This window comes from Pseudomonas morbosilactucae, from assembly GCF_023241715.1.
In the GTDB taxonomy this organism is placed as follows: domain Bacteria; phylum Pseudomonadota; class Gammaproteobacteria; order Pseudomonadales; family Pseudomonadaceae; genus Aquipseudomonas; species Aquipseudomonas morbosilactucae.
The window spans coordinates 1-20,028 of sequence record NZ_JALQCW010000028.1 but is presented as its reverse complement, the minus strand read 5'-3'; the positions used below and the strand labels follow the sequence as shown (position 1 = coordinate 20,028).

The 20,028-nt window shown below is 64.3% G+C and carries 16 protein-coding genes and 1 pseudogene; 4 read left to right on the top strand and 13 right to left on the bottom strand.

Translation table 11 applies throughout. The annotated features are described in order from the left end of the window. Positions 1-26: 26 nt before the first annotated feature. Positions 27-605 carry a hypothetical protein gene (locus M1B34_RS12610; RefSeq protein WP_123327663.1) on the bottom strand — a complete coding sequence of 193 codons (579 nt, stop codon included), beginning with the start codon at positions 603-605 and terminating at the stop codon, positions 27-29. A gap of 298 nt (positions 606-903) precedes the next feature. Here M1B34_RS12610 and ilvD point away from each other — a divergent pair, with 298 nt between their 5' ends. Then, on the top strand, positions 904-2,745 hold the full coding sequence (ilvD, locus tag M1B34_RS12605; protein ID WP_123327664.1) for a dihydroxy-acid dehydratase: 1,842 nt from the start codon (positions 904-906) through the stop codon (positions 2,743-2,745). 153 nt (positions 2,746-2,898) lie between these two features. Here ilvD and M1B34_RS12600 read toward each other — a convergent pair whose 3' ends face one another. The 4 genes from M1B34_RS12600 to M1B34_RS12585 all read right to left on the bottom strand — a co-directional run bounded on the left by M1B34_RS12600 (position 2,899) and on the right by M1B34_RS12585 (position 7,957). Then, positions 2,899-4,125: an SGNH/GDSL hydrolase family protein gene (locus tag M1B34_RS12600; RefSeq protein ID WP_268262711.1), complete on the bottom strand. Its 1,227-nt coding sequence runs from the start codon at positions 4,123-4,125 to the stop codon at positions 2,899-2,901. Between the two features lies 1 nt (position 4,126). Next, positions 4,127-5,290 (bottom strand): SGNH/GDSL hydrolase family protein, encoded by a 1,164-nt coding sequence (locus tag M1B34_RS12595; protein ID WP_268265313.1) that lies wholly within the window; start codon positions 5,288-5,290, stop codon positions 4,127-4,129. Then, positions 5,277-6,677, bottom strand: coding sequence for an MBOAT family O-acyltransferase (locus tag M1B34_RS12590; RefSeq protein ID WP_268265312.1), 1,401 nt, complete (start codon positions 6,675-6,677; stop codon positions 5,277-5,279). Before M1B34_RS12590 ends, M1B34_RS12595 begins: the two co-directional genes overlap by 14 nt. Positions 6,678-6,901: 224 nt before the next feature. Then, positions 6,902-7,957: an HAD family hydrolase gene (locus M1B34_RS12585; protein WP_123327668.1), complete on the bottom strand. Its 1,056-nt coding sequence runs from the start codon at positions 7,955-7,957 to the stop codon at positions 6,902-6,904. A gap of 242 nt (positions 7,958-8,199) precedes the next feature. Here M1B34_RS12585 and M1B34_RS12580 point away from each other — a divergent pair, with 242 nt between their 5' ends. Next, complete coding sequence (locus M1B34_RS12580; protein WP_123327669.1) at positions 8,200-9,591, top strand: L-cystine transporter; 1,392 nt, start codon at positions 8,200-8,202, stop codon at positions 9,589-9,591. Positions 9,592-9,678: 87 nt separating this feature from the next. On the opposite strand, the gene M1B34_RS12575 is transcribed toward M1B34_RS12580, so the two are convergent. Continuing rightward, positions 9,679-10,191 carry a dihydrofolate reductase gene (locus M1B34_RS12575; RefSeq protein ID WP_268262708.1) on the bottom strand — a complete coding sequence of 171 codons (513 nt, stop codon included), beginning with the start codon at positions 10,189-10,191 and terminating at the stop codon, positions 9,679-9,681. A gap of 96 nt (positions 10,192-10,287) precedes the next feature. Between M1B34_RS12575 and M1B34_RS12570 the strand changes: the two genes are divergently transcribed. After that, positions 10,288-11,667 carry a DUF2868 domain-containing protein gene (locus M1B34_RS12570; protein WP_268265311.1) on the top strand — a complete coding sequence of 460 codons (1,380 nt, stop codon included), beginning with the start codon at positions 10,288-10,290 and terminating at the stop codon, positions 11,665-11,667. After that, positions 11,660-13,048, top strand: coding sequence for a GTPase/DUF3482 domain-containing protein (locus M1B34_RS12565; RefSeq protein WP_268265310.1), 1,389 nt, complete (start codon positions 11,660-11,662; stop codon positions 13,046-13,048). Before M1B34_RS12570 ends, M1B34_RS12565 begins: the two co-directional genes overlap by 8 nt. A gap of 46 nt (positions 13,049-13,094) precedes the next feature. Here the strand turns inward: M1B34_RS12565 and M1B34_RS12560 are convergent, their stop codons facing one another. The 7 genes and pseudogenes from M1B34_RS12560 to M1B34_RS12530 all read right to left on the bottom strand — a co-directional run. Continuing rightward, entirely contained in the window at positions 13,095-13,649 is a 555-nt protein-coding gene (locus tag M1B34_RS12560) for a phosphonate degradation HD-domain oxygenase (RefSeq protein ID WP_268265309.1), read from the bottom strand. Next, complete coding sequence (locus M1B34_RS12555; RefSeq protein ID WP_268265308.1) at positions 13,649-14,782, bottom strand: TIGR03364 family FAD-dependent oxidoreductase; 1,134 nt, start codon at positions 14,780-14,782, stop codon at positions 13,649-13,651. Before M1B34_RS12555 ends, M1B34_RS12560 begins: the two co-directional genes overlap by 1 nt. Before the next feature lie 59 nt (positions 14,783-14,841). Further along, positions 14,842-15,867, bottom strand: coding sequence for a putative 2-aminoethylphosphonate ABC transporter substrate-binding protein (locus tag M1B34_RS12550; RefSeq protein WP_123327675.1), 1,026 nt, complete (start codon positions 15,865-15,867; stop codon positions 14,842-14,844). A 48-nt stretch (positions 15,868-15,915) separates the two neighbouring features. Beyond that, entirely contained in the window at positions 15,916-17,640 is a 1,725-nt protein-coding gene (locus tag M1B34_RS12545) for a putative 2-aminoethylphosphonate ABC transporter permease subunit (protein WP_268265307.1), read from the bottom strand. 1 nt (position 17,641) lies between these two features. After that, complete coding sequence (locus tag M1B34_RS12540) at positions 17,642-18,730, bottom strand: putative 2-aminoethylphosphonate ABC transporter ATP-binding protein (protein WP_425273511.1); 1,089 nt, start codon at positions 18,728-18,730, stop codon at positions 17,642-17,644. A 124-nt stretch (positions 18,731-18,854) separates the two neighbouring features. Then, positions 18,855-19,718, bottom strand: coding sequence for a LysR family transcriptional regulator (locus tag M1B34_RS12535; RefSeq protein ID WP_123328117.1), 864 nt, complete (start codon positions 19,716-19,718; stop codon positions 18,855-18,857). A 156-nt stretch (positions 19,719-19,874) separates the two neighbouring features. Next, positions 19,875-20,028, bottom strand: a pseudogene (locus tag M1B34_RS12530) (aminoacetone oxidase family FAD-binding enzyme); the annotation flags it as partial.

Here is a 20,028-nt window from a genome sequence, read left to right as displayed (position 1 = left end):
AAATCCTTTTGTGAAGACCGGCAGCACTAGTGGCTCGCCGCCATAGTGTGACGCCGTAACACCGCAGCACCGCACAGGCCGATCAGGAACAGGCCCAGGGAGAACGCCAGGGTTGGCCCGGCAAAGAACACCAGCCCCTCCCAACCGCCCTTGAACGGGTCGCGGTAATGGCTGCGGGTCCAGGCTTTGAACAGGGCCTGGGCGAGCCAGGGCAATGGCAAGGCCAGCGCCACCCATAGCCCGAGACCCAAGAAACGCCGCCAGAAGTGCGCCAGCCCCGGCAACACGGCCGCACTGATCAGGGTCAGCAGGACCAGCCCCGCCGCCACGCTGCTCAGCACCAGTAAGGTCAACGGCAGCCCGCGACACGCCAGGACCAGGCCTGCCGCCACCAGGGCCAAGCCCCCCGCCGCCAACCAGGTCCGCCCATGGCTGCGACGTTCCGGCAGCAGTTGCAACAGGCCGCCGCCCATCAACAGCCCCGCGCTGCTCGCGGCCATTACCCCGACGGACTCTGTGTTGGAGAGCCAGACAGCCATCAACAACAGGCCCTGGGTCAGCCCCATGGCCAGGTAAAATCTCAAGGTTCGAAGCGTCGCAGACATTCCAGTTCCATTGGAGTGTGATCGGGGGGCGCGCAGTCTAACCCAGCGTCCCACCACCCGGCAGCAGGCGATCGCAAACCGCAGAGCGGCCACAACGTTCCTTCCTGACGCCAGCGGTGTAGAATCGGCGGATTCATCGCCATTCATCCCCCGGCGGGTTTATGAGCTCAGGCTGAGGCGCGCGGCGATCCCGCGGCGTCATCGGCAGCTTTCGGACACACGGCCATTTCTGAGTGTTCCCAAGGTCAATAGAAGCTCACTCCCCATTTGTTCCCTGATTAGCCGCCCGGAGTGCTCCATGCCTGATTACCGCTCGAAAACATCCACCCACGGCCGCAACATGGCCGGCGCCCGCGCACTGTGGCGCGCCACGGGGATGAAAGATGACGACTTCAAGAAGCCGATCATCGCCATTGCCAACTCCTTCACCCAGTTCGTACCGGGCCACGTGCACCTGAAAGACCTGGGCCAACTGGTCGCCCGGGAAATCGAACGGGCCGGTGGCGTGGCCAAGGAATTCAACACCATCGCCGTGGACGACGGCATCGCCATGGGCCACGACGGCATGCTGTATTCGCTGCCGAGCCGCGAGATCATCGCCGACTCCGTCGAGTACATGGTCAACGCCCACTGCGCCGACGCCATCGTCTGCATCTCCAACTGCGACAAGATCACCCCTGGCATGCTGATGGCCGCCCTGCGCCTGAACATCCCGGTGATCTTCGTTTCTGGCGGCCCAATGGAAGCCGGCAAGACCAAGCTCGCTTCCCACGGCCTCGACCTGGTGGACGCCATGGTGATCGCCGCCGACTCCAGCGCTTCTGACGAGAAGGTTGCCGAGTACGAGCGCAGCGCCTGCCCGACGTGCGGTTCGTGCTCCGGCATGTTCACCGCCAACTCGATGAACTGCCTGGTGGAAGCCTTGGGGCTCGCCCTGCCGGGCAACGGTTCGACCCTGGCCACCCACAGCGACCGCGAGCAGCTGTTCCTGCAGGCCGGGCGCACCATTGTCGAGCTGTGCAAGCGCTACTACGGCGACAACGATGTGTCGGTGTTGCCGCGCAACATTGCCAACTTCAAGGCGTTCGAAAACGCCATGACCCTGGACATCGCCATGGGCGGTTCCACCAACACCATCCTGCACTTGCTGGCCGCCGCCCAGGAAGCCGAGATCGATTTCGACCTGCGCGACATCGACCGTCTTTCGCGCCACGTGCCGCAACTGTGCAAAGTCGCGCCGAACATCCAGAAGTACCACATGGAAGACGTGCACCGCGCCGGCGGCATCTTCAGCATCCTCGGTTCCCTGGCCCGTGGCGGCCTGCTGCACACCGACCTGCCGACCGTGCACAGCACCTCCATGGCCGAAGGCATCGCCAAGTGGGACATCACCCAGACCACCGACGAAGCCGTGCATCACTTCTTCAAGGCTGGCCCGGCAGGCATCCCGACCCAGACCGCATTCAGCCAGTCGACCCGTTGGGAAACCCTGGACGACGACCGTGAAAACGGCTGCATCCGCAGCGTCGAACACGCCTACTCCAAAGAAGGCGGCCTGGCCGTGCTCTACGGCAACATTGCCCTGGACGGCTGCGTGGTGAAAACCGCTGGCGTCGACGAGTCGATCCACGTGTTCGAAGGCAACGCCAAGATCTTCGAAAGCCAGGACAGCGCCGTGCGCGGCATCCTCGCCGACGAAGTGAAGGCCGGCGACATCGTGATCATCCGTTACGAAGGCCCGAAAGGCGGCCCGGGCATGCAGGAAATGCTGTACCCGACGTCGTACCTGAAGTCCAAGGGGCTGGGCAAAGCCTGTGCCCTGCTGACCGACGGCCGTTTCTCTGGCGGCACCTCGGGCCTGTCCATCGGCCACGCGTCTCCAGAAGCCGCTGCTGGCGGTGCCATCGGCCTGGTGCAGGACGGCGACAAGGTACTGATCGACATTCCGAACCGCTCGATCAACCTGTTGATCAGCGACGAAGAACTGGCCGCACGCCGGATCGAACAGGACAAGAAAGGCTGGAAACCGGTCGAGAAGCGTCCACGTAAAGTGACCACCGCGTTGAAGGCCTACGCCCTGCTGGCCACCAGCGCCGACAAGGGCGCCGTGCGCAACAAGGCCATGCTCGACGGCCTGTAATCACCCTCGCCCGGAAATGAAAATGCCCCGCCAAGTGCGGGGCATTTTTTTTCAGCAACCATCACCTCAACACACCCCTGCGTAGGAGCCGGCTTGCCGGCGATAAGCCCTCAAGCTGAGCGCCAATCGTTGGCAAGCCAGCGCCCACAAGGCTTAGGGCATGCGTTCGCCCAGTTGTCCGCGCAGGTAGCGGTACAAACCGTCGGCGCTTTTGCGGTAACCCTCGGCGCTCAGGTGCACCAGGTCATTGCGCGCCAGCTCGCTGGCCTGCCATTGGCGGATGGAGCAGTCACCGCCCATAAAGGCCTGCCAGTCCCAGAACAGCGTGCGGTTGCGCTGGGCCATGTCCTTCTGGATCTGAATCACCTGGCGCAACGGCTGGGGCTGAGCGGCGGCGCAACTGCCGGCGCCGCGGCGCTTGATCGAGTCCGGCGGGCCCACCAGCACAATCACCGCCTTGGGCAGGTTCTGGCGCAGCAGGTTGACCTTGTCCTGCAACTGGCTGCGGTACAGGGCCAGGTCCAGGTCGTCATCAAAGGCCTCGTTGGTGCCATAGGCCAGCACCACCATGTCCGGGCGCAGTGCCTTGAGACTGTCCATCCAGCCCGGCTGCCACTTGTCTTGCACGTCCAGTCGGGCGCCGTTGATGCCCAGGGACGAATAAATCACCCCGGCGCTCTTCTGGGCGAGGATGTTCCAACCGCCCAGGGCCAGCCCCTGGTCACTGCCGACGCTGAAGTCTGCCGGCAATGTCAGGTTGTTGAACGGCGGGCTGAAGCGCCATTGCCCACCGGTCGCGGCGAGCATGCGGCTGGCCTTGTTGCGGTTGTCCCGGGCATTCAGGCTGCTGTTGCTGGTGGCCGAGTACAGCGCGGAGATCCGATATTGCTGGGTGCTGGGCTGGCGTTCGGCGATGTTGACCCGGGCGCCCGGGGTCATCGGCAATGACAGGTAGCCGCCCAGGGGGAACTGGTTGCTTTGTTGATTGCGCGCCGACACCAGCGACCATTGGCGCTTGGCAACGTTGAGGATCACCCGCTCATAGCGCGTACCGGGCACCGGTGTTGCGGCAATGAAACCGATGCCGCCATCACCGTATTGGGCTTGCAGCAACCGGCGCATTTCGCCGCTGAACAGATCGGCCGCCGTGTGCGAATCGCCCAACTGGACAATGCTGATAGGCGTGCGGTCAGAGGTCTTGAGTTTGCGCGCCAGGCCCGCGAGGTTGGGGTCACTGCCCAGCACCGGTTGAGGTTTCTTCGCACTCGCTCCTGCCTTGCCCTGGAGCGTGGCCGGCGTCGCCTGGACTTCGGCAGTCGGGCTGCAGCTGCACAGCAAAGTAATGCTCAGCAACAGCGCGACGCCCTGCAGTCGGCCCATGTCAGTGCTCCGTCAATTGTGGGGTGGGAAATTGGATCAGGGACAGCACCCCCTCGGCGATCAACTTCTGCCCCGTGGGGGTGAAATGGATGCCGTCGTCAACGCGGGTCTTGACCTTCTTCTGGCCGTTGGCGGTCAGGTAATAGGAAAACGTGTCGTTTTCATAGCCCAGGATCCGGTTGGCCGAGACAAAGTGCTGGTGGTAAAGCTCGATCTGGCTTTTATAGAGCTCATTCAAGTACGCCATAGCCGCCGACAGCTTGGCTTTTTCCATGTTCGGCGGGCCGACCCAGATCACCTGCACGCCGCGGTCACGGGCAACGTCGAGGATCGAGTCGATGCGTTGCCGGTAGGCCACTTCCCAGTCCGGGTGTTTGAAGCGCAAGAACGGCTTGCCTTTGCCATCGGGCATGTCCCAAGGGTCGTTGGGCCCCAGGAAAATCACCATCAGGCGGATCTTCGGGTTGGCCGCCAAGGTGCTCTCGACCGTCTTGGGCCAGTTGAAGAAGTTGGGGTAGGCCAGCCCGGTGCTCTGCCGGCTGAGGTTGGTGCTTTTCACGTTGTAGCGTTTGCGCAGGGTGTTGGCCATGTGTGGCGCCACGCCCTGCATCAGCGAGTCGCCGACAAAAAACACTTCATCACCTTCCGCCAGGGTGACCACCAGCGGCAGGGCCGGCGGTGCCGGGTGCGAGGTCTCCACCACGGTGGCCGGCGCCGGCGCTTCGACGTCCGGCGCAGGCAGCCCATGGGCGACCGGCACGGTCTCGTGTGTCGGCTCGTGTGTCGCTTGATGCGCGGCTTGATGGCCAGCTTCATGCTGCGGCTCGGGCTGCGGCTCAGGCTCGACCGCCAGGCTCGGCAACGGCGCCAGGGGTTCATCCTCGGACGCGGCCTGCGCCTGGGCCACCAGGTTCACGTCGAAACGGCCGAAGAAAGCCACGCGGGCCTCCTCCAACTGCTGGTTGAGTTGGCCCCCCAGGCGCCACTCGGGGTTTTGCGACAGCGCCGGGATGTCACAGCCGTCGTGATACTTCTGCTGGCAGTACAGGCGAATGGAGTTCTGGTTGAACCAGAACAGCATCAGGCTGATGACCAGGATGGCGTACAGCACTTTGGCGGCGCCGGTGTGGCGGCGCAGCAAGGAAGAACGCTTAGAAACTGGCATAGATAAACCCCGGCACGCCCGACGGTGAAGCAAAAATGACCAAACCTATAAACAGCCCCACCGGCAGCGGATACAGCAGCCACGGCAGGCGGGTACTGGCCTCGAACACCCGGCGCAGCAGCGCCACGACAAGGGGGTAGAAGGCCACGAACAGCAGGCAGCCCAACAACACCGCACCGTCACGGGCCAGCCCGGCCAGGGACAGGCCGCCCAGGCCGGCGAACATGTCCAGAGCGTCGCTGAAGGTGGCGCAGCGGAAGAAGATCCAGGCCAAGGCCACGTAGTGGAAAGTCAGCAGGCGCGCCAACAGGTCGCCGACCAGGCCACTCGAGCGCTCCGGCAACCAGGAACTGCAGAGTTTGTAGAGCGCCAACCCGACACCGTGCAGCGCGCCCCAGATAATGAAGTTAGCGCTGGCGCCGTGCCACAGCCCGGAAATCAGCATGGCCAGCAGCATGTTCAGGTTGCCACGCCATACGCCACGGCGATTGCCCCCCAGGGGGATGTAGACGTAGTCGCGGATAAAGGTCGACAGGCTGATGTGCCAGCGCCCCCAGAATTCTTTGAGGTTGCGCGCGGCGTAGGGGTAGTTGAAGTTCTGCGGCAGGCGAAAGCCCAGCAACAGGGCAATGCCAGTCACCAGGTCGGTGTAGCCGCTGAAGTTGAAGTAGATCAGGAACGAATAGCCGTAGACGCTGCGCAGGATCTGTTCGGCGCTGAAGCTCACCGGGCTGTCGAACACCGGGTCGACCCATTCGTTGGCCAGCCAGGAACTGAGGAAAAACAGCTTCACCACCGCCAGGGCAATCAAGCCCAGGGCGCGTTGGGGTTCCAACACCTCACGCAGTTGCGGCGGACGAATCTGCGGCAGCATGTGGCTGGCGCGGTTCACCGGGCCGGCGATCAGGCTGGGGAAGAACGCCAGGTACAGGGCCAGGTCCAGGGGTGAGCCGGGTTGCATCTCGCCCCGGTTGATCGATACCAGGTAGCTGACCGAATGGAAGGTGTAGAACGACAGCCCCACCGGCAGCAGCACTTCCAGTAACGGCAGTGACACTTCAAGCCCGAACTGGGCCAGGCCGGCCTGCACGCTGCTGGTAAAGAAGTCCTGGTACTTGAACAGGTAGAAGCAACCGAGCACCAGCAGCAGGATCAAGCCGTTGACGAAAGTGCGTCCGGGGTAACGCCGAGCCAGGTGGCCAAGCCCATACACCAGGGCGCTGTAGCCCAGCAGGATGTAGAGGAAGTCCAGGCTGAAACTGGCGAGGATGCCGTAACTGGCCGCCAGCAACAGCAGGTTCTGCAATCGCAGACTCCAGCACAGGCTCCAATACAGGACAAAGAACAGGATGAAGCAGAGGCCGAATTCGATCGAGAGGTAGCTCACAACGTATTCCATTACGCGCAGTCGGAAGGGAGCCCAGCACGCAAGGAACAAGCCGCGGCGTTAAGCGGCGGCGATTATGGCAGAGGGCCTTTATCTGTCACAAGTTGAAACATTCTCCCCCCCTGTAGGAGCTGGCTTGCCAGCGATGGCGCCCCCAAGGGTAGCGCCAAATACGGGGGCCTTATCGCCGGCAAGCCGGCTCCTACATAGGTGGGCCGAGGCGGTTACTGGATGTCTTCAGGTTTGACGATGACCCAGTTCTTGTCGGCGGTGACGGGCAGCCCTTCCTTGGCCTGGGCCGCGGCGTGCTTGGCCATCATGCCGTTGAGCTGGGTCATGTACTTGTCCTTGCGGTTGATCCACAGGTGGATGCCGCCTTTGGCCACGTCCACATCGTGGAACAGCATGTAGCCATCGCTGGTCGGGGTGTCACCGCCCACCAGCACCGGTTTTTTCCACTCGTCGATGTAAGTCAGGATCGCCGCATGCTTACCGGCCATCCAGGTCGCCGGGGTCCACAGGTAAGGGGTCAGTTCCAGGCCGAGGTTGGCCTTCTCGTCATACTTGCCGTTGCTGATCTGCTTGCGCGCGGTGGTCAGCTCGCCGGTCTTGCGGTCCTTGAGCAGGGTGGTCACGCCGATCACGTTCTGCGGTTTGACGTTGTAACCGTACTTGGGATCGGAGGCGACCATGCGCACCAGCTCTTCGGAGGCGGCGGTCATCACATAGACCTCGATGCCGTTCTCCATCAGCTTGTTGTACAGCTCGGTCTGGCCGGTGAAGACCTTGGGCGGGTTGACCTCGATGGTCTTGACCACGTCGCCGTCGTAGTAGGTGCTCGACACCGGCTTGCCCGACGCCATCAACTCGTCGACATAGCCCTTGAGTTCCTTGAGGGTGAAGCCCGAGAACACCTGGGCGACCCAGGGGTAGCAGACCATGTCGTCGACTTCACACAGGCGGTAGTAGTAGCTGAACAGGCTTTCCTTGTGCTCGGCGGTGTCCTTGAAGGGCATCAGCTTGAGGGACGGGTCGAGGGTTTCCCGGGTGATCAGGCCCTTGTTCTCCATAAAGGGCAGCAAGGACTCTTCGAGGTCGTAGCGGTAACTGGTGTTGTCCATGTCGAACACCGCGTAGTTACCCTTGTTGGCATTGGCCGCGATCATCGCGTCCAACTGCTTGGCCTGCTCCTGCGGCCAGTGTTTCAACTCGGTGGCAAAGGCCTGGCCGGCGAGGCCCAGGCAGAGTGCAACCGCCAGGAATTTCGGAGTACGTTTCATCGATATTTTCTCCCTGAGTGAAAGCGTTCGACGCTAACAAATCCGTGTGACAGTCCTCGTCTGCACACGACCGCCTGTTTCCCCTGAGCGCCAACCGCATGTGCCTGGGCGTCAACGGCTTATTCCAAAAACGACAGGGGCTATTCAATCTCGTTATTAATTCTTTATATATCAAGCTGTTAGAGTTTCCGGTTCGCCATCGCGGGCACACGCGATGGGCACACCTCTTAATCGGAGCCTCAATGAATCTGCCGCTGATCCTCAATCTGCTGGTGTTCCTCGCCCTGTTGCTGGGCCTGGCACAAACCCGCCACAGCTCCTGGAGCCTGGCCAAAAAAGTGCTCTTGGCCCTGGTGCTCGGGGTGCTCTTCGGCGCGGCGTTGCACGCCATCTACGGCGCTGGCAACCCGGTGCTCAAAGCCTCCATCGGCTGGTTCGACCTGGTGGGCAACGGTTACGTTCAGTTGCTGCAAATGATCGTCATCCCGCTGGTATTCGCCTCGATCCTCAGCGCCGTGGCGCGCCTGCACAACGCCTCGTCCCTGGGCAAAATCAGCTTCCTGACCATCGGCACCCTGCTGTTCACCACCGCCATCGCGGCACTGGTGGGCATCAGCCTGACCAACCTGTTCGGCCTGACCGCCGAAGGGCTGGTGGCGGGGACCCAGGAAATGGCCCGCCTGCAAGTGATCCAGAGTGACTACGCGGGCAAGGTCGCCGACCTCAACGTGCCGCAGCTGCTGCTGTCGTTCATTCCGCAGAACCCCTTTGCCGACCTGGCCCGGGCCAAGCCCACCTCGATCATCAGCGTGGTGATCTTCGCCGCCTTCCTCGGGGTCGCCGCCTTGCAGTTGCTCAAGGACGATGCCGACAAAGGCCAGAAAGTGCTCAACGCCATCGACACCCTGCAAGCCTGGGTCACCCGCCTGGTGCGCCTGGTGATGAAGCTCACGCCCTATGGCGTGCTGGCGCTGATGACCAAGGTGGTGGCCGGTTCGAACCTGCAGGACATCATCAAGCTCGGCAGTTTTGTGCTGGTGTCGTACCTGGGCCTGGGCCTGATGTTCGTGGTCCACGGCCTGCTGGTGGCCCTGGCGGGGATCAACCCGCTGCGCTTTTTCCGCAAGATCTGGCCGGTGCTGACCTTCGCCTTTACCAGCCGCTCCAGCGCCGCGACCATCCCGCTGAGCATCGAAGCCCAGACCCAGCGCCTGGGCATCCCATCGTCCATCGCCAGCTTCGCCGCTTCGTTCGGCGCGACCATTGGCCAGAACGGCTGTGCCGGCCTGTACCCGGCGATGCTCGCGGTGATGGTGGCACCCACGGTGGGCATCAACCCCCTGGACCCGCTGTGGATTGCCACCCTGGTGGCGATTGTGACCTTGAGCTCAGCCGGTGTGGCCGGTGTGGGCGGGGGCGCGACCTTTGCCGCGCTGATCGTGCTGCCGGCCATGGGCTTGCCGGTGTCTCTGGTGGCCTTGCTGATTTCCGTGGAGCCCCTGATCGACATGGGCCGCACCGCGCTGAACGTCAGCGGCTCGATAACCGCCGGCGCCATCACCAGCCAGGTGATGCAGCAAACCGACAAAGCGCTGCTGGACGCCGATGAGCATTCGGAGTTGAAGCAGGCGTAAAAAAACAGCAGCAAGCTGTAAGCCACAAGCTGCAAGAACGAGCCCGTCAGCTTCTACTTGCCGCTTGCAGCTTACGGCTTGTGTCTTTCAGCTCCTCTCCCACACCTCAAAGCTGTACGCCGGTTTGTCCCCTTCCGACGGATTCGGTACGTCCGACACCAATTGCCATTGGTCCAGATCGAACGCTGGAAACCAGGCATCCCCTTCCGGGCTCAGTGCTACCCGCGTCAGGTACAGGCGATCCGCCTGCTCCAGGCCCTGGGCATATAACTGGGCGCCGCCGATCAACATCAGTTCCTCCACGCCCTGCTCCAGGGCCCAGGCTTCGGCGCGCTCGACGGCGGCCTCCAAGGACGGAAAAACCTCGGCACCTTCGAGCACCAGATCGGTCTGACGACTGACCACGATGTTCAAGCGCCCCGGCAATGGGCGACCGAGGGAATCCCAGGTCTTGCGACCCATGATGATCGGCTTGCCGAGGGTGGTGGCCTTGAAGTATTTGAAATCCCCCGGCAAGTGCCAGGGCATGCTGTTGTCGATGCCGATCACGCGGTTTTCACCGAGGGCCGCGATCAGACTGAGGGGGAGAGTTTTTTTCATGCCGGCGAGGATACCAGAGGGCCGGGGCCTGGCAACTTCACCCGACCGCCGCTGCAGCAGTTATGCTCAGCGCACCTTTGAGCGATGGAATAACGCGTGACTGCACTGACTCCCCTGCAACGACTGTGGCTGACCGAAACCGTGCGCCTGCGGGAAGAACACGCCGGGCCACTGGACGATCAGGAAGCCAACCGCCTGGCCCGCAGCCAGGGCGGCGACCTGGCCACGCGCATCCAACACCGCGCCCTGTGGCTGGCCCAGCGCGACGGCCTGCACAGTGCCCTGCTGCACTGGCTGCAAGGCGCGCGCCTGGCCTTGCTGGTCCTGGCAGTACTGGCCGTGCTCAGTGGCGCCGGCCTGGCCTTCAGTGCCCTGGGCAATACCCAGCAGCCGGTGAATGTGTTCTGGGCCCTGGGGAGTTTGCTGGGCATCAACTTGATCCTGTTGCTGGGCTGGCTGCTGGGCCTGCTGTTCGCCGGTGAACACGGCGCCAGCCTGGGTCGCCTGTGGCTGTGGCTCAGCGAGAAGTTCTCCCGCGACGCCAAGGCCGCGCAATTGCCGCCGGCCCTGCTGCTGTTGCTGCAACGGCGCAAACTCAACCGCTGGGCCCTCGGCACCCTGGTCAACGGCCTGTGGTGCCTGGCCCTGTCCAGCGCCGTGGTCATGCTGCTGTTGCTGCTGACCACCCACCGTTACAGCTTTGTCTGGGAAAGTACCTTGCTGGGCGCCGATGCCTTCGTTGCCATTACCAACGTCCTCAGCACCCTGCCCCGGGGCCTGGGCCTCGGCGCCCCCAGCGTGGCGACCATTCAGGCCAGCACCCGGGACGTCTACAACACCGAGCTGATCCGCCAGTCCTGGGCCATCTGGCTGGTGGTGCTGGTGGTGATCTACGGCGTGCTGCCACGCCTGGTGCTGATGCTGTTCTGCCGCTGGCGCTGGAAGCACGGGCTGGCCCGCCTGCAACTGGACCTCAAGCTGCCAGGCTACAGCCAGCTGCGCGAACGCCTGATGCCCAGCAGTGAACGCCTGGGTGTGAACGACGCCGCGCCGCAACAGCTGCCGCAAATCGCCACGGGCACCGGCCGAGAGGACAGCACCGGGGCCTTGCTGGTCGCCATCGAACTGGACGATCAACACCCCTGGCCACCCAGCCTACCGCCGGGAGTGAGCGACGCCGGAATCCTCGACAGCCGCGAGTCGCGGCTCACGCTGCTGGAACAGATGAACCGCTTCCCTCCGGCCCGCCTGGTCATCGCTTGTGACCCCCGACGCTCGCCGGATCGCGGCAGCCTGGCGCTGATCGCGGAGCTGGCGCGCAATGCCAGCGCCACCCGTATCTGGCTGCTGCAGGCGCCCCCCGGCCAGGCCCTGGATGCCGAACGCCTGGGGGATTGGCACGCCGCCCTGCAACAACTGGAACTGCCATTCGCCGACTGCGCCCCTCTCAACTGGCTGGAGACCGGTCATGACTGATGCCCGCAACACCCCGCTGAAACTGGCGGTGGTCGGCCACACCAATGTCGGCAAGACCTCGCTGCTGCGCACCCTGACCCGGGACGTGGGCTTTGGCGAAGTCTCCCATCGCCCGAGCACCACCCGACACGTGGAAGGCGCGCGCCTGTCGGTGGAGGGCCAGGCCCTGCTGGAGCTGTATGACACGCCCGGGCTGGAAGACGCCATTGCCCTGCTGGACTACCTGGAGCGCCTGGATCGCCCCGGCGAACGCCTGGATGGCCCGGCACGGCTGGCGCGGTTTCTCGACGGCAGCGAAGCCCGGCAGCGCTTCGAACAGGAAGCCAAGGTCCTGCGCCAGTTGCTGGCCTCCGATGCCGGCCTTTACGTGATCGACGCCCGGGAGCCGGTGCTGGCCAAGTACCGCGATGAGCTGCAAGTGCTGGCCAGCTGCGGCAAACCCTTGCTGCCGGTGCTCAACTTCGTCAGCAGCGACCAGCACCGCGAGCCGGATTGGCGCGAAGCCCTGGCTCGCCTGGGCCTGCATGCCCTGGTGCGGTTCGACAGTGTGGCGCCGCCGGAAGACGGTGAACGGCGCCTGTATGAAAGCCTGGCCCTGCTGTTGGAAAGCGCCCGCCCGCAACTGCAACGGCTGATCGACGATCAACAAGCCCAGCGCCAGGCTCGCCGGCACAGCGCCGCGCGGCTGATCGCCGAATTGCTGGTGGACTGCGCCGCCTGCCGCCGCAGCGTGGTCAGCGATGCGGCCCTGGAACAAGCCGCCATCAGCGAGTTGCGCCAGGCCATTCGCCAACGCGAGCAGCGCTGCGTCGAGGCCCTGCTCAAGCTGTACGCCTTCCGCCCCGAGGACGCGGCAGCCCGTGACTTGCCGCTGCTGGACGGGCGCTGGGGCGATGACCTGTTCAACCCCGAAACCCTCAAGCAACTGGGGGTGCGTGTGGGCAGTGGGATTGCCGCAGGTGCGGCAGCCGGAGCCGGCGTGGACTTGCTGGTGGGCGGCCTGACCCTGGGCGCCGCGGCCCTGGCCGGGGCCATTGCCGGCGGCGCGCTGCAAACCGCCCGCAGTTATGGCAGCCGCCTGCTGGGCAAGCTCAAGGGCCAGCGCGAGCTGACCGTGGATGACAGCGTGCTGCGCCTCTTGGCCCTGCGCCAGCGCCAACTGGTACAGGCCCTGAACCTGCGCGGGCATGCGGCGATGGAGCACATCCAGTTGGCCACGCCCGAGGATAAAAGCTGGCGCGAGGGCAAACTGCCCGACGCCCTGAGCAAGGCCCGGGCCCATCCCCAGTGGTCATCCCTCAATCCCCAAGCGCGCCTGAGCCAGGCCGAGCGCCAGGAGCAGATCGAGGCGCTGGCTGAAACCCTGGTGGTGGAGGCGTAGATCGCCTTCGCCGGCAAGCCGGCTCCTACAAGGTCCGTAAGGGCCCTCAAGCCAACACCGCCAAGGCCTTGTCCTTGAGGATCTGCAAGTCCATCACCGGCACCCACATGTCCTTGGCCTGCTCGTCCCAGTGGCGCATGCGCAGGCTCACCGCACACAAGGGATCTAGCTCGAACGCAGCCGCCTCTGCTGCGCTCATCACCCCGCCCTGATACGCCAGGGTGCGTCGGCTGGCCTCGCTCAAGCGCTGGTAGTAGCCGGGGTCTTTGAAGGTCAGGTAGCGCTTGGCCTGGACGTGGTATTCCACCAGCCGCACCAGCCGCTCGCCGAACCCGGCACGGCGCAGATAATCCGCCCCCAGGCGCTCATGGCTGGCCACGCCAAAACCGCCCATGTTCTCGGCATCCTGCTGGCAGATGTGCCCGATATCGTGGAAGAACGCCGCCAGCACCACTTCGTCGTCATACCCTTCGGCGATGGCCAGTTGCGCCGCCTGGGACATGTGCTCGATCTGCGACACCGGTTCGCCGATGTAGTCGTAATCGCCAAAGCGCTCGTACAGGCCGAACACCTCGGCAATCACCTGTTGCTGTCGGTTCATCACGCCTCCCCCAGCACCCGGGCGATATTGCGCTCGGCCATCGCCGGGCCAACACTCATGCCCACCCCGGTGTGCATCAGCGCCGCATGCACCCCGGGCGCCGCCTCCAGGAACGAGAACGGCGCGGGCCCGCGCGCGCCATAAACGCCCTGCCAGCGCTCCACCACCTGGACCTTGCAGCCCAGGGTGTGTTCGGCCAGCTCGATCAACCAGTTATCCACCTGTTCGGCGTTGAACGGCGATGGATCCCTGCCGTAATCGTGGGAATCACCGATGATCAACTCGCCATAAGGGGTCGGGCTGATCAGCAGGTGGATGCCGTGTTCGTGCAAGTGGGGCGCCTCAGTGAGGATCTGCGCCTGCACCGCCGCCGCTTCCGGCAAATCGGCAAAGGCCCCGTAATGCACGCAGCTCAAGCCGGTGAGCAACGCGTGTTGCAGGTTCAAGTTGACCTGGGGCCGGGCGCGCAGCATCTGCAAGCGACAGATCTGCGGTTGCAAGGCGGCGATCTGCTCGGCCAGCAGGGTCTGATAATCATGCCCCGAACACAGCACGATGCGTGGCGCGCGGAAGCTCCCGGCGGTGCTGTGCAGTTGCCCCGGCTCGATATCCCGCACCAGGGTCGAGAAGTGAAACGCCACACCCAGGTCGCGCCGCAGGTAGTCGATCAACGCCGGGATGGCTTCCCGGGAGTACAGCTGCTGGTCGTCCAGGCCGTGGAGTGCCGCGCGGTGATGGCGGAACTGGCCGCCATACAGATCGTTCAAGGCCGCGCCCTGAAGCAGTTCAACCCGATAGCCATGCTCGCGGGCACGGCCGGCACAGAAGGCTTCCAGCAAATGCCCTTCGGCTTCACTGCGGGCGAACAGGTAGGAACCGTTGCGCTTGAGCGGCAGGCCCGCCAGTTGTTGCCAGTCGGCCCAGATCTCCCGGCTGGCGCGGGCCAGCTCCAGCATGATGCCCGGCGGTTGGCCGGTGACCAGGGCCTGGCCGAAGTTGCGCACCGAGGCGCCCAGGGGCGTGGCGCTGCGCTCGAAAACCCGCACCCGCAAACCGCGCTTGGCGGCCGCATAAGCGTGGGACAGACCGAGGATGCCGGCGCCGACGATCAGTAGATCGCTGTGATGGGTCATGAGGGGTGTCCTGGAGGGGAAGCGCCTTCGCCGGCTTGCCGGCGAAGGCGATTGATCGGTTACTGCTTGGCGACCTTTTCCGACTTGCCGTCATAGCGCTTGCGCCATTCGGCGAGGATCTCGTCGCGGTTCTTCGAGGCCCAGGCAAAGTCGTTCTTGATCAGGCGCTGCTCGTAGTCCGCCGGCAGTTCGGTCTGCGGCTTGGCGATGCCGGGCTGGGCCAGCACGGCGAAGTTTTCCTTGTACAGCTCCATGGCTTCGGGGCTGGCAGAGAAGTCGGCGAGCTTCTTCGCCGCCTCTTCATGGGGGGTGCCCTTGATCACCGCCGTGGCTTCGATTTCCCAGCCCAGGCCTTCCTTCGGCAGGACGATGTCCAGCGGCGCACCCTGGCGCTTGAGCTGCACGGCCGGGTACTCAAAGGAAATACCAATCGGGAACTCACCGGCGGCGGCCAGCTTGCACGGCTTGGAACCGGAGTGGACGTACTGGCCGATGTTCTGGTGCAGATCGTCCATGTACTGCCAGCCCTGCTTCTCGCCGAAGGTCTGCAGCCAGGCGCTGACATCAAGGAAGCCAGTGCCCGAGGACGCCGGGTTAGGCATGACGATCTTGCCCTTGTACTCGGGCTTGGTCAGGTCCTGCCAACTCACCGGTTTGGTCAGGCCCTGCTTTTCGGCCTCCACGGTGTTGAAGCAGATGGTCGCGGCCCAGACGTCCATGCCGACCCAGGCCGGCGGGTTGGCGGCATCGCGGTAGTTGCCGCCGATCTTGCCCAGGTCCTTGGGCGCGTAGCTTTGCAGCATGCCCTGCTGGTCAAGGATCGCCAGGCTGGAAGCGGCCAGGCCCCAGACCGCGTCCGCCTGTGGCCGGGCTTTTTCCGCCAGCAGCTTGGCGGTGATGATCCCGGTGGAATCACGCACCCACTTGATCTCCACGTCCGGGTTGGCCTTTTCGAAGGCCTGCTTGTAGGACTTCAATTGTTCGGCTTCGAGGGCGGTGTAGACCGTCAGCTCGGTTTTCGCAGCAAAGGCGTTCAGGCTGACAGCAGAGAGGACGGCAGCGGCAAGAGCCAGGGGCTTGAACATGGTGCGGTTCCTTAGTGAGTGCGGATCAGAGGGTGAGTGAGCAAGGCATCAGTGGCCCGGGGCGGTCTGCCGCCAGGCCTGGGAGCGGCGCAGCAGCCCGCGGGACGCCCAGGCCAGAAGCAGCGAGACGCCGGCGGAGGTGAACAGGATCAGGGTCGACATCGCCGCGGCGCCGCCGACGTTGCCGGCGTCGTCCATGTTCAGCACGGCGACGGCGGCAAGGATGGTGTCCGGGCTGTAGAGGAAGATCGCCGCCGACACCGTGGTCATGGCCGAGACGAACAGGTAGCGCACGATGTCCAGCAGCGCCGGCAGACAAATCGGCAGCGTGACCCGCAGGTAGTGCCGGTACAGCGGCGCCTTGAGGGACAGCGCGGCGGCCTCGAATTCGGCATCCAACTGGCGCAGGGCGGTGGTGGCGGTCATCTGCGCGGTGGTCAGGTAGTGGGCAATGGTGCACACCACCAGCAGGGCCATGCTGCCGTAGAACACATGCAGCGGGTTGCCGTTGAGGTTGAAGAAAAAAACGTAGCCCAGGCCCAGCACCAGACCGGGCACGGCCATGGGCACGAAGCTGAGCATGCGCAGCGCCAGGTTCAGGCCGCGCTGGCCGGAGGTTTTCTCCATCAGGTAGGCCCCCGTGAAGATCAGCACGCTACCGATCAGCGCGGTGCACAGGGCCATGGTCAGGCTGTTGCGGTAAGCCAGCCAGCCGCCACCGGCGGTGTCGTTGAACTGGTAGTGGTTCAGCGACAGCGACAGGTTGTACGGCCAGAATTTCACCAGGGAGGAATACACCGCCATGCCGAACACCAGCAACAAGGCCGCGCAGATCAGCAGCACGATGGCCAGGTAGCAAGCGTCGCGTCGCCGCGAGGCTGCCGGTTTGAATACCTGGGCACGGCCGCTCATGGAATCGCCGTGACGGCGGCGCAGCCAGGCATCGACACCGAAGCTAAACAGCGCCGGCAGCAACAGCACCATGCCGATCAAGGCCCCGCGCCCGAACTGCTGCTGGCCCACCACAGCCTTGTAGGCTTCCAGGGCCAGGACCTGATAATCACCGCCCACCACCACGGGCACGCCGAAGTCGGTGATGGTCAGGGTGAACACCAGGCAGAAGGCGGCGAACACCGCTTGCCGGGTGGCGGGCCAGGTGATGCTGCGAAACGCCTTGGCGGGGCTGGCGCCCATGCTCGACGCCGCATCGAACAGCCGCGCATCCGCCAGGGACAGGGCCGAGAGCAGGATCATCAAGGCGTGGGGAAAGGTGTAGATGACTTCGCCAAGGACAATGCCCCAGAAGCCGTAGATGTTCTCGGTGAACAGGCCACGCAGCATCCCTTGGTTGCCGAACAGGTAGACCAGGGCAATGCCCGGCAGCATCGACGGGGCCATCAGCGGCAGCAGCGACAGGCCGCGCCACAGCCTCTTTCCGGGAATCAGCGTGCGTTGCAGGGCGTAGGCGAACAGATACGCCAGGGGCACCACGATGGCGGCCACGCTGAGGGAGACTTTCAGGCTGTTGCCCAGCAACCAGTGGAAATTGGCGCTGGCCACCAGTTCACGGGCCGCCAGCCAGCCACCGCCCTGCCCGGCTTCGGCACTGAAGCCACGCCAGAAGATCGCCAGCAGCGGCAGCAGCACGGCGATCCCCAGCAGCAACAGCCACAGCCACTTGCCGCCGACCACGAACAGCCGGTCGCCGAACTCGGCACGGGAAGCCTGGCGCGTCCGTTTGGCGGGCAGCGGCAGGGTCATTTCAGCGGCCATCTCAGGCAAACACCTGGAGGCTGCGGGGCGGCAAGGCCACCCAGATCGCCTGGCCACCCAGGCGCGGCATGGCTTCCGGCGCCAACTCGGCCAACAACGGGTGCCCCGGCAATTGGTCGAGTTCGAAGCTCATGCGGCAGCGATTGCCGAGAAAGGTGATGTCGCGGACCTTGGCCGGGAACAGGTTCTCCTCGTGCACCGGCGGGTTCACGCTGATGGCTTCGGGGCGGCAGAACAGACGCCCCGAAGCGGCCTTGGCCGAATTCTCGGCGAGGCGCACATTCATCCCACCCACCTGGGCATGGCTGTCACTGTTGCGGCTGAAGGGCAGCCAGTTGCCCTGGCCGACGAACTCGGCGACGAAGGGCGTGGCGGGACGGTCGTAGATCTCCTGAGGCGTGGCGTACTGCTCGACCTTGCCGTTGTTCATCACGGCGATGCGGTCGGCCATCAGCATGGCTTCGTCCTGATTGTGGGTGACCATCAACGTGGTGATCCCCAGGCGCCGTTGCAGTTGGCGCAACTCGGTGCACAAGTGCTCGCGGACCCGGGCATCCAGGGCCGACATCGGCTCATCGAGCAACAGCAGCGAGGGTGCCGGGGCCAGGGCGCGAGCCAGGGCTACGCGCTGCTGCTGACCGCCGGACAGCTGGCCGGGGTATTTCTTTTCGCTGCCGGTCAGGCCCACCAGTTCCAGCATCTGCGCCACGCGCTGACGCACTTGCTCACGGCCGCTGCCGGCCAGGCCGTAGGCGATGTTGGCTTCCACCGTGAGGTTGGGAAACAGCGCGTAGGACTGGAACAGAATCCCATAGTCCCGGGCTTGCGGTGCCAGCAGCGAAACGTCCCGATCCCCCAGGTACAACTCGCCCTGATCCTGGTGCTCCAGGCCGGCGATGCAACGCAGCAGTGTGGTCTTGCCGCAGCCGGACGGGCCCAGCAGGCACACCAGCTCGCCGGCCGCGACGTCCAGGGACACGTTATCCAGGGCGGTGAAGGCGCCAAAACGCTTCTGGACACCCCGCACTTTCATCGGCGCGCGGGGTTGCTCAGGGCAGTTGCAGTGGAGTGGTTCATGGACGGACCTCATCAAGCAGATGCAGGCCATCCTAGGGAGCGAATGCGTAGGTCTCGTGGCAATCAGGCAAAAGCTGCCGATAGTGGTATTGGTGAATTTGGGTTGAGCGAGCGCTGCACCGACGCCGACAAGGCATTCAGCAGCCGGCCATCTCTTGGGCCAGGCCCAGGAACGCCGCCGGCAGGCGCGCCTGCTTGCGCTCCTTGAGGCAGTACAGGTACTCGGCGATCTGTGGCGCGTTCTCGATGGTCAGCACCCGCAGTTGCGGGTCGTGGGGCACTTCCTGGCGGGCAATCAGGCTGATGCCGATATTGCGCAGCACCGCCTCGCGGATCGACTCCCGGCTGCCAATCTCCAGCAATGGGCCCAGGTTCACCTGGGCATTGTTGAGCAAGGCTTCGGTCAGGCTGCGGGTGGTGGAGCCCGGTTCGCGCATCAGCAAGGTGTGCCCGGCCAGGGCGCTGAGCGGCACGTGGCTGAGGCTGGCCAAAGGGTGGTTGCGGTGCACCGCCAGCACCAGGGGATCGGTGCCCAAGGTCCGCCGAACCAGCCGCGAGTCTTCGAGGAACTGGGATGAGGCGGCGACATCCACCCGGTAGTCTTCCAGGGCTTCGAGCACCTGCTGGGAATTGCCGATTTCCACTGACACCTCGACCTGGGGCAGGCGTTCACGGAAGGCCTTCACCAGGTCGAGAATGTAATACGGCGCCGTGGCGGCGATGCGCAATGTGCCTTGCACCTGCCCACTGTTACGCAGGAAAAACTCAATGTCGGCTTCCTGCTGCAACAGCCCCTTGACCATCGGCAGCAGGCGCGCGCCTTCGTCGCTGAGGCTCAGCCGACGGCCGCCACGGAAGAACAGCTCCACCGAATAGCGGCTTTCCAGCTGGCGAATCTGAGTGGTGACCGTCGGTTGGCTAAGGCCGAGCTTTTTCGCCGCCAGGGTAATGCTGCCCAGGCGGGCGACCATGTAAAAAGCTTTCAGCTCGGCACTCAGCATGGCGGCTTGTCACAGCTGCAAGCTTTCAGCAGCAAGCCGCAAGCTGAAGCCGGTGCATGTGAGTTCATCACTCTGGTTCTCCCCTCAGTCATCTGCCGCAAGCCGCTAGCCACTTGCAGCTTGCAGCTTGCAGCTTGTAGCTTGCAGCCTTGCAGCTCAACGCCTACCCCTCACCCACTCCAACATCCCCAATCCGCCCGGCGTCCGCTGCAAAGCAGGCCGTCAGCAGGTAGCCGCCGGTGGGGGCTTCCCAGTCGAGCATTTCCCCGGCGCAGAACACTCCGGGGCATTGCTTGAGCATCAGTTGCTC

Excerpts from the sequence above, each read along its gene's own strand:
- M1B34_RS12610 (WP_123327663.1), bottom strand. The coding sequence starts at position 605 with ATGTCTGCGACGCTTCGAACCTTGAGATTTTACCTGGCCATGGGGCTG.
- ilvD (WP_123327664.1), top strand. The coding sequence starts at position 904 with ATGCCTGATTACCGCTCGAAAACATCCACCCACGGCCGCAACATGGCC.
- M1B34_RS12600 (WP_268262711.1), bottom strand. The coding sequence starts at position 4,125 with ATGGGCCGACTGCAGGGCGTCGCGCTGTTGCTGAGCATTACTTTGCTG.
- M1B34_RS12595 (WP_268265313.1), bottom strand. The coding sequence starts at position 5,290 with ATGCCAGTTTCTAAGCGTTCTTCCTTGCTGCGCCGCCACACCGGCGCC.
- M1B34_RS12585 (WP_123327668.1), bottom strand. The coding sequence starts at position 7,957 with ATGAAACGTACTCCGAAATTCCTGGCGGTTGCACTCTGCCTGGGCCTC.
- M1B34_RS12580 (WP_123327669.1), top strand. The coding sequence starts at position 8,200 with ATGAATCTGCCGCTGATCCTCAATCTGCTGGTGTTCCTCGCCCTGTTG.
- M1B34_RS12575 (WP_268262708.1), bottom strand. The coding sequence starts at position 10,191 with ATGAAAAAAACTCTCCCCCTCAGTCTGATCGCGGCCCTCGGTGAAAAC.
- M1B34_RS12565 (WP_268265310.1), top strand. The coding sequence starts at position 11,660 with ATGACTGATGCCCGCAACACCCCGCTGAAACTGGCGGTGGTCGGCCAC.
- M1B34_RS12560 (WP_268265309.1), bottom strand. The coding sequence starts at position 13,649 with ATGAACCGACAGCAACAGGTGATTGCCGAGGTGTTCGGCCTGTACGAG.
- M1B34_RS12555 (WP_268265308.1), bottom strand. The coding sequence starts at position 14,782 with ATGACCCATCACAGCGATCTACTGATCGTCGGCGCCGGCATCCTCGGT.
- M1B34_RS12550 (WP_123327675.1), bottom strand. The coding sequence starts at position 15,867 with ATGTTCAAGCCCCTGGCTCTTGCCGCTGCCGTCCTCTCTGCTGTCAGC.
- M1B34_RS12545 (WP_268265307.1), bottom strand. The coding sequence starts at position 17,640 with ATGGCCGCTGAAATGACCCTGCCGCTGCCCGCCAAACGGACGCGCCAG.
- M1B34_RS12540 (WP_425273511.1), bottom strand. The coding sequence starts at position 18,730 with ATGAGGTCCGTCCATGAACCACTCCACTGCAACTGCCCTGAGCAACCC.
- M1B34_RS12535 (WP_123328117.1), bottom strand. The coding sequence starts at position 19,718 with ATGCTGAGTGCCGAGCTGAAAGCTTTTTACATGGTCGCCCGCCTGGGC.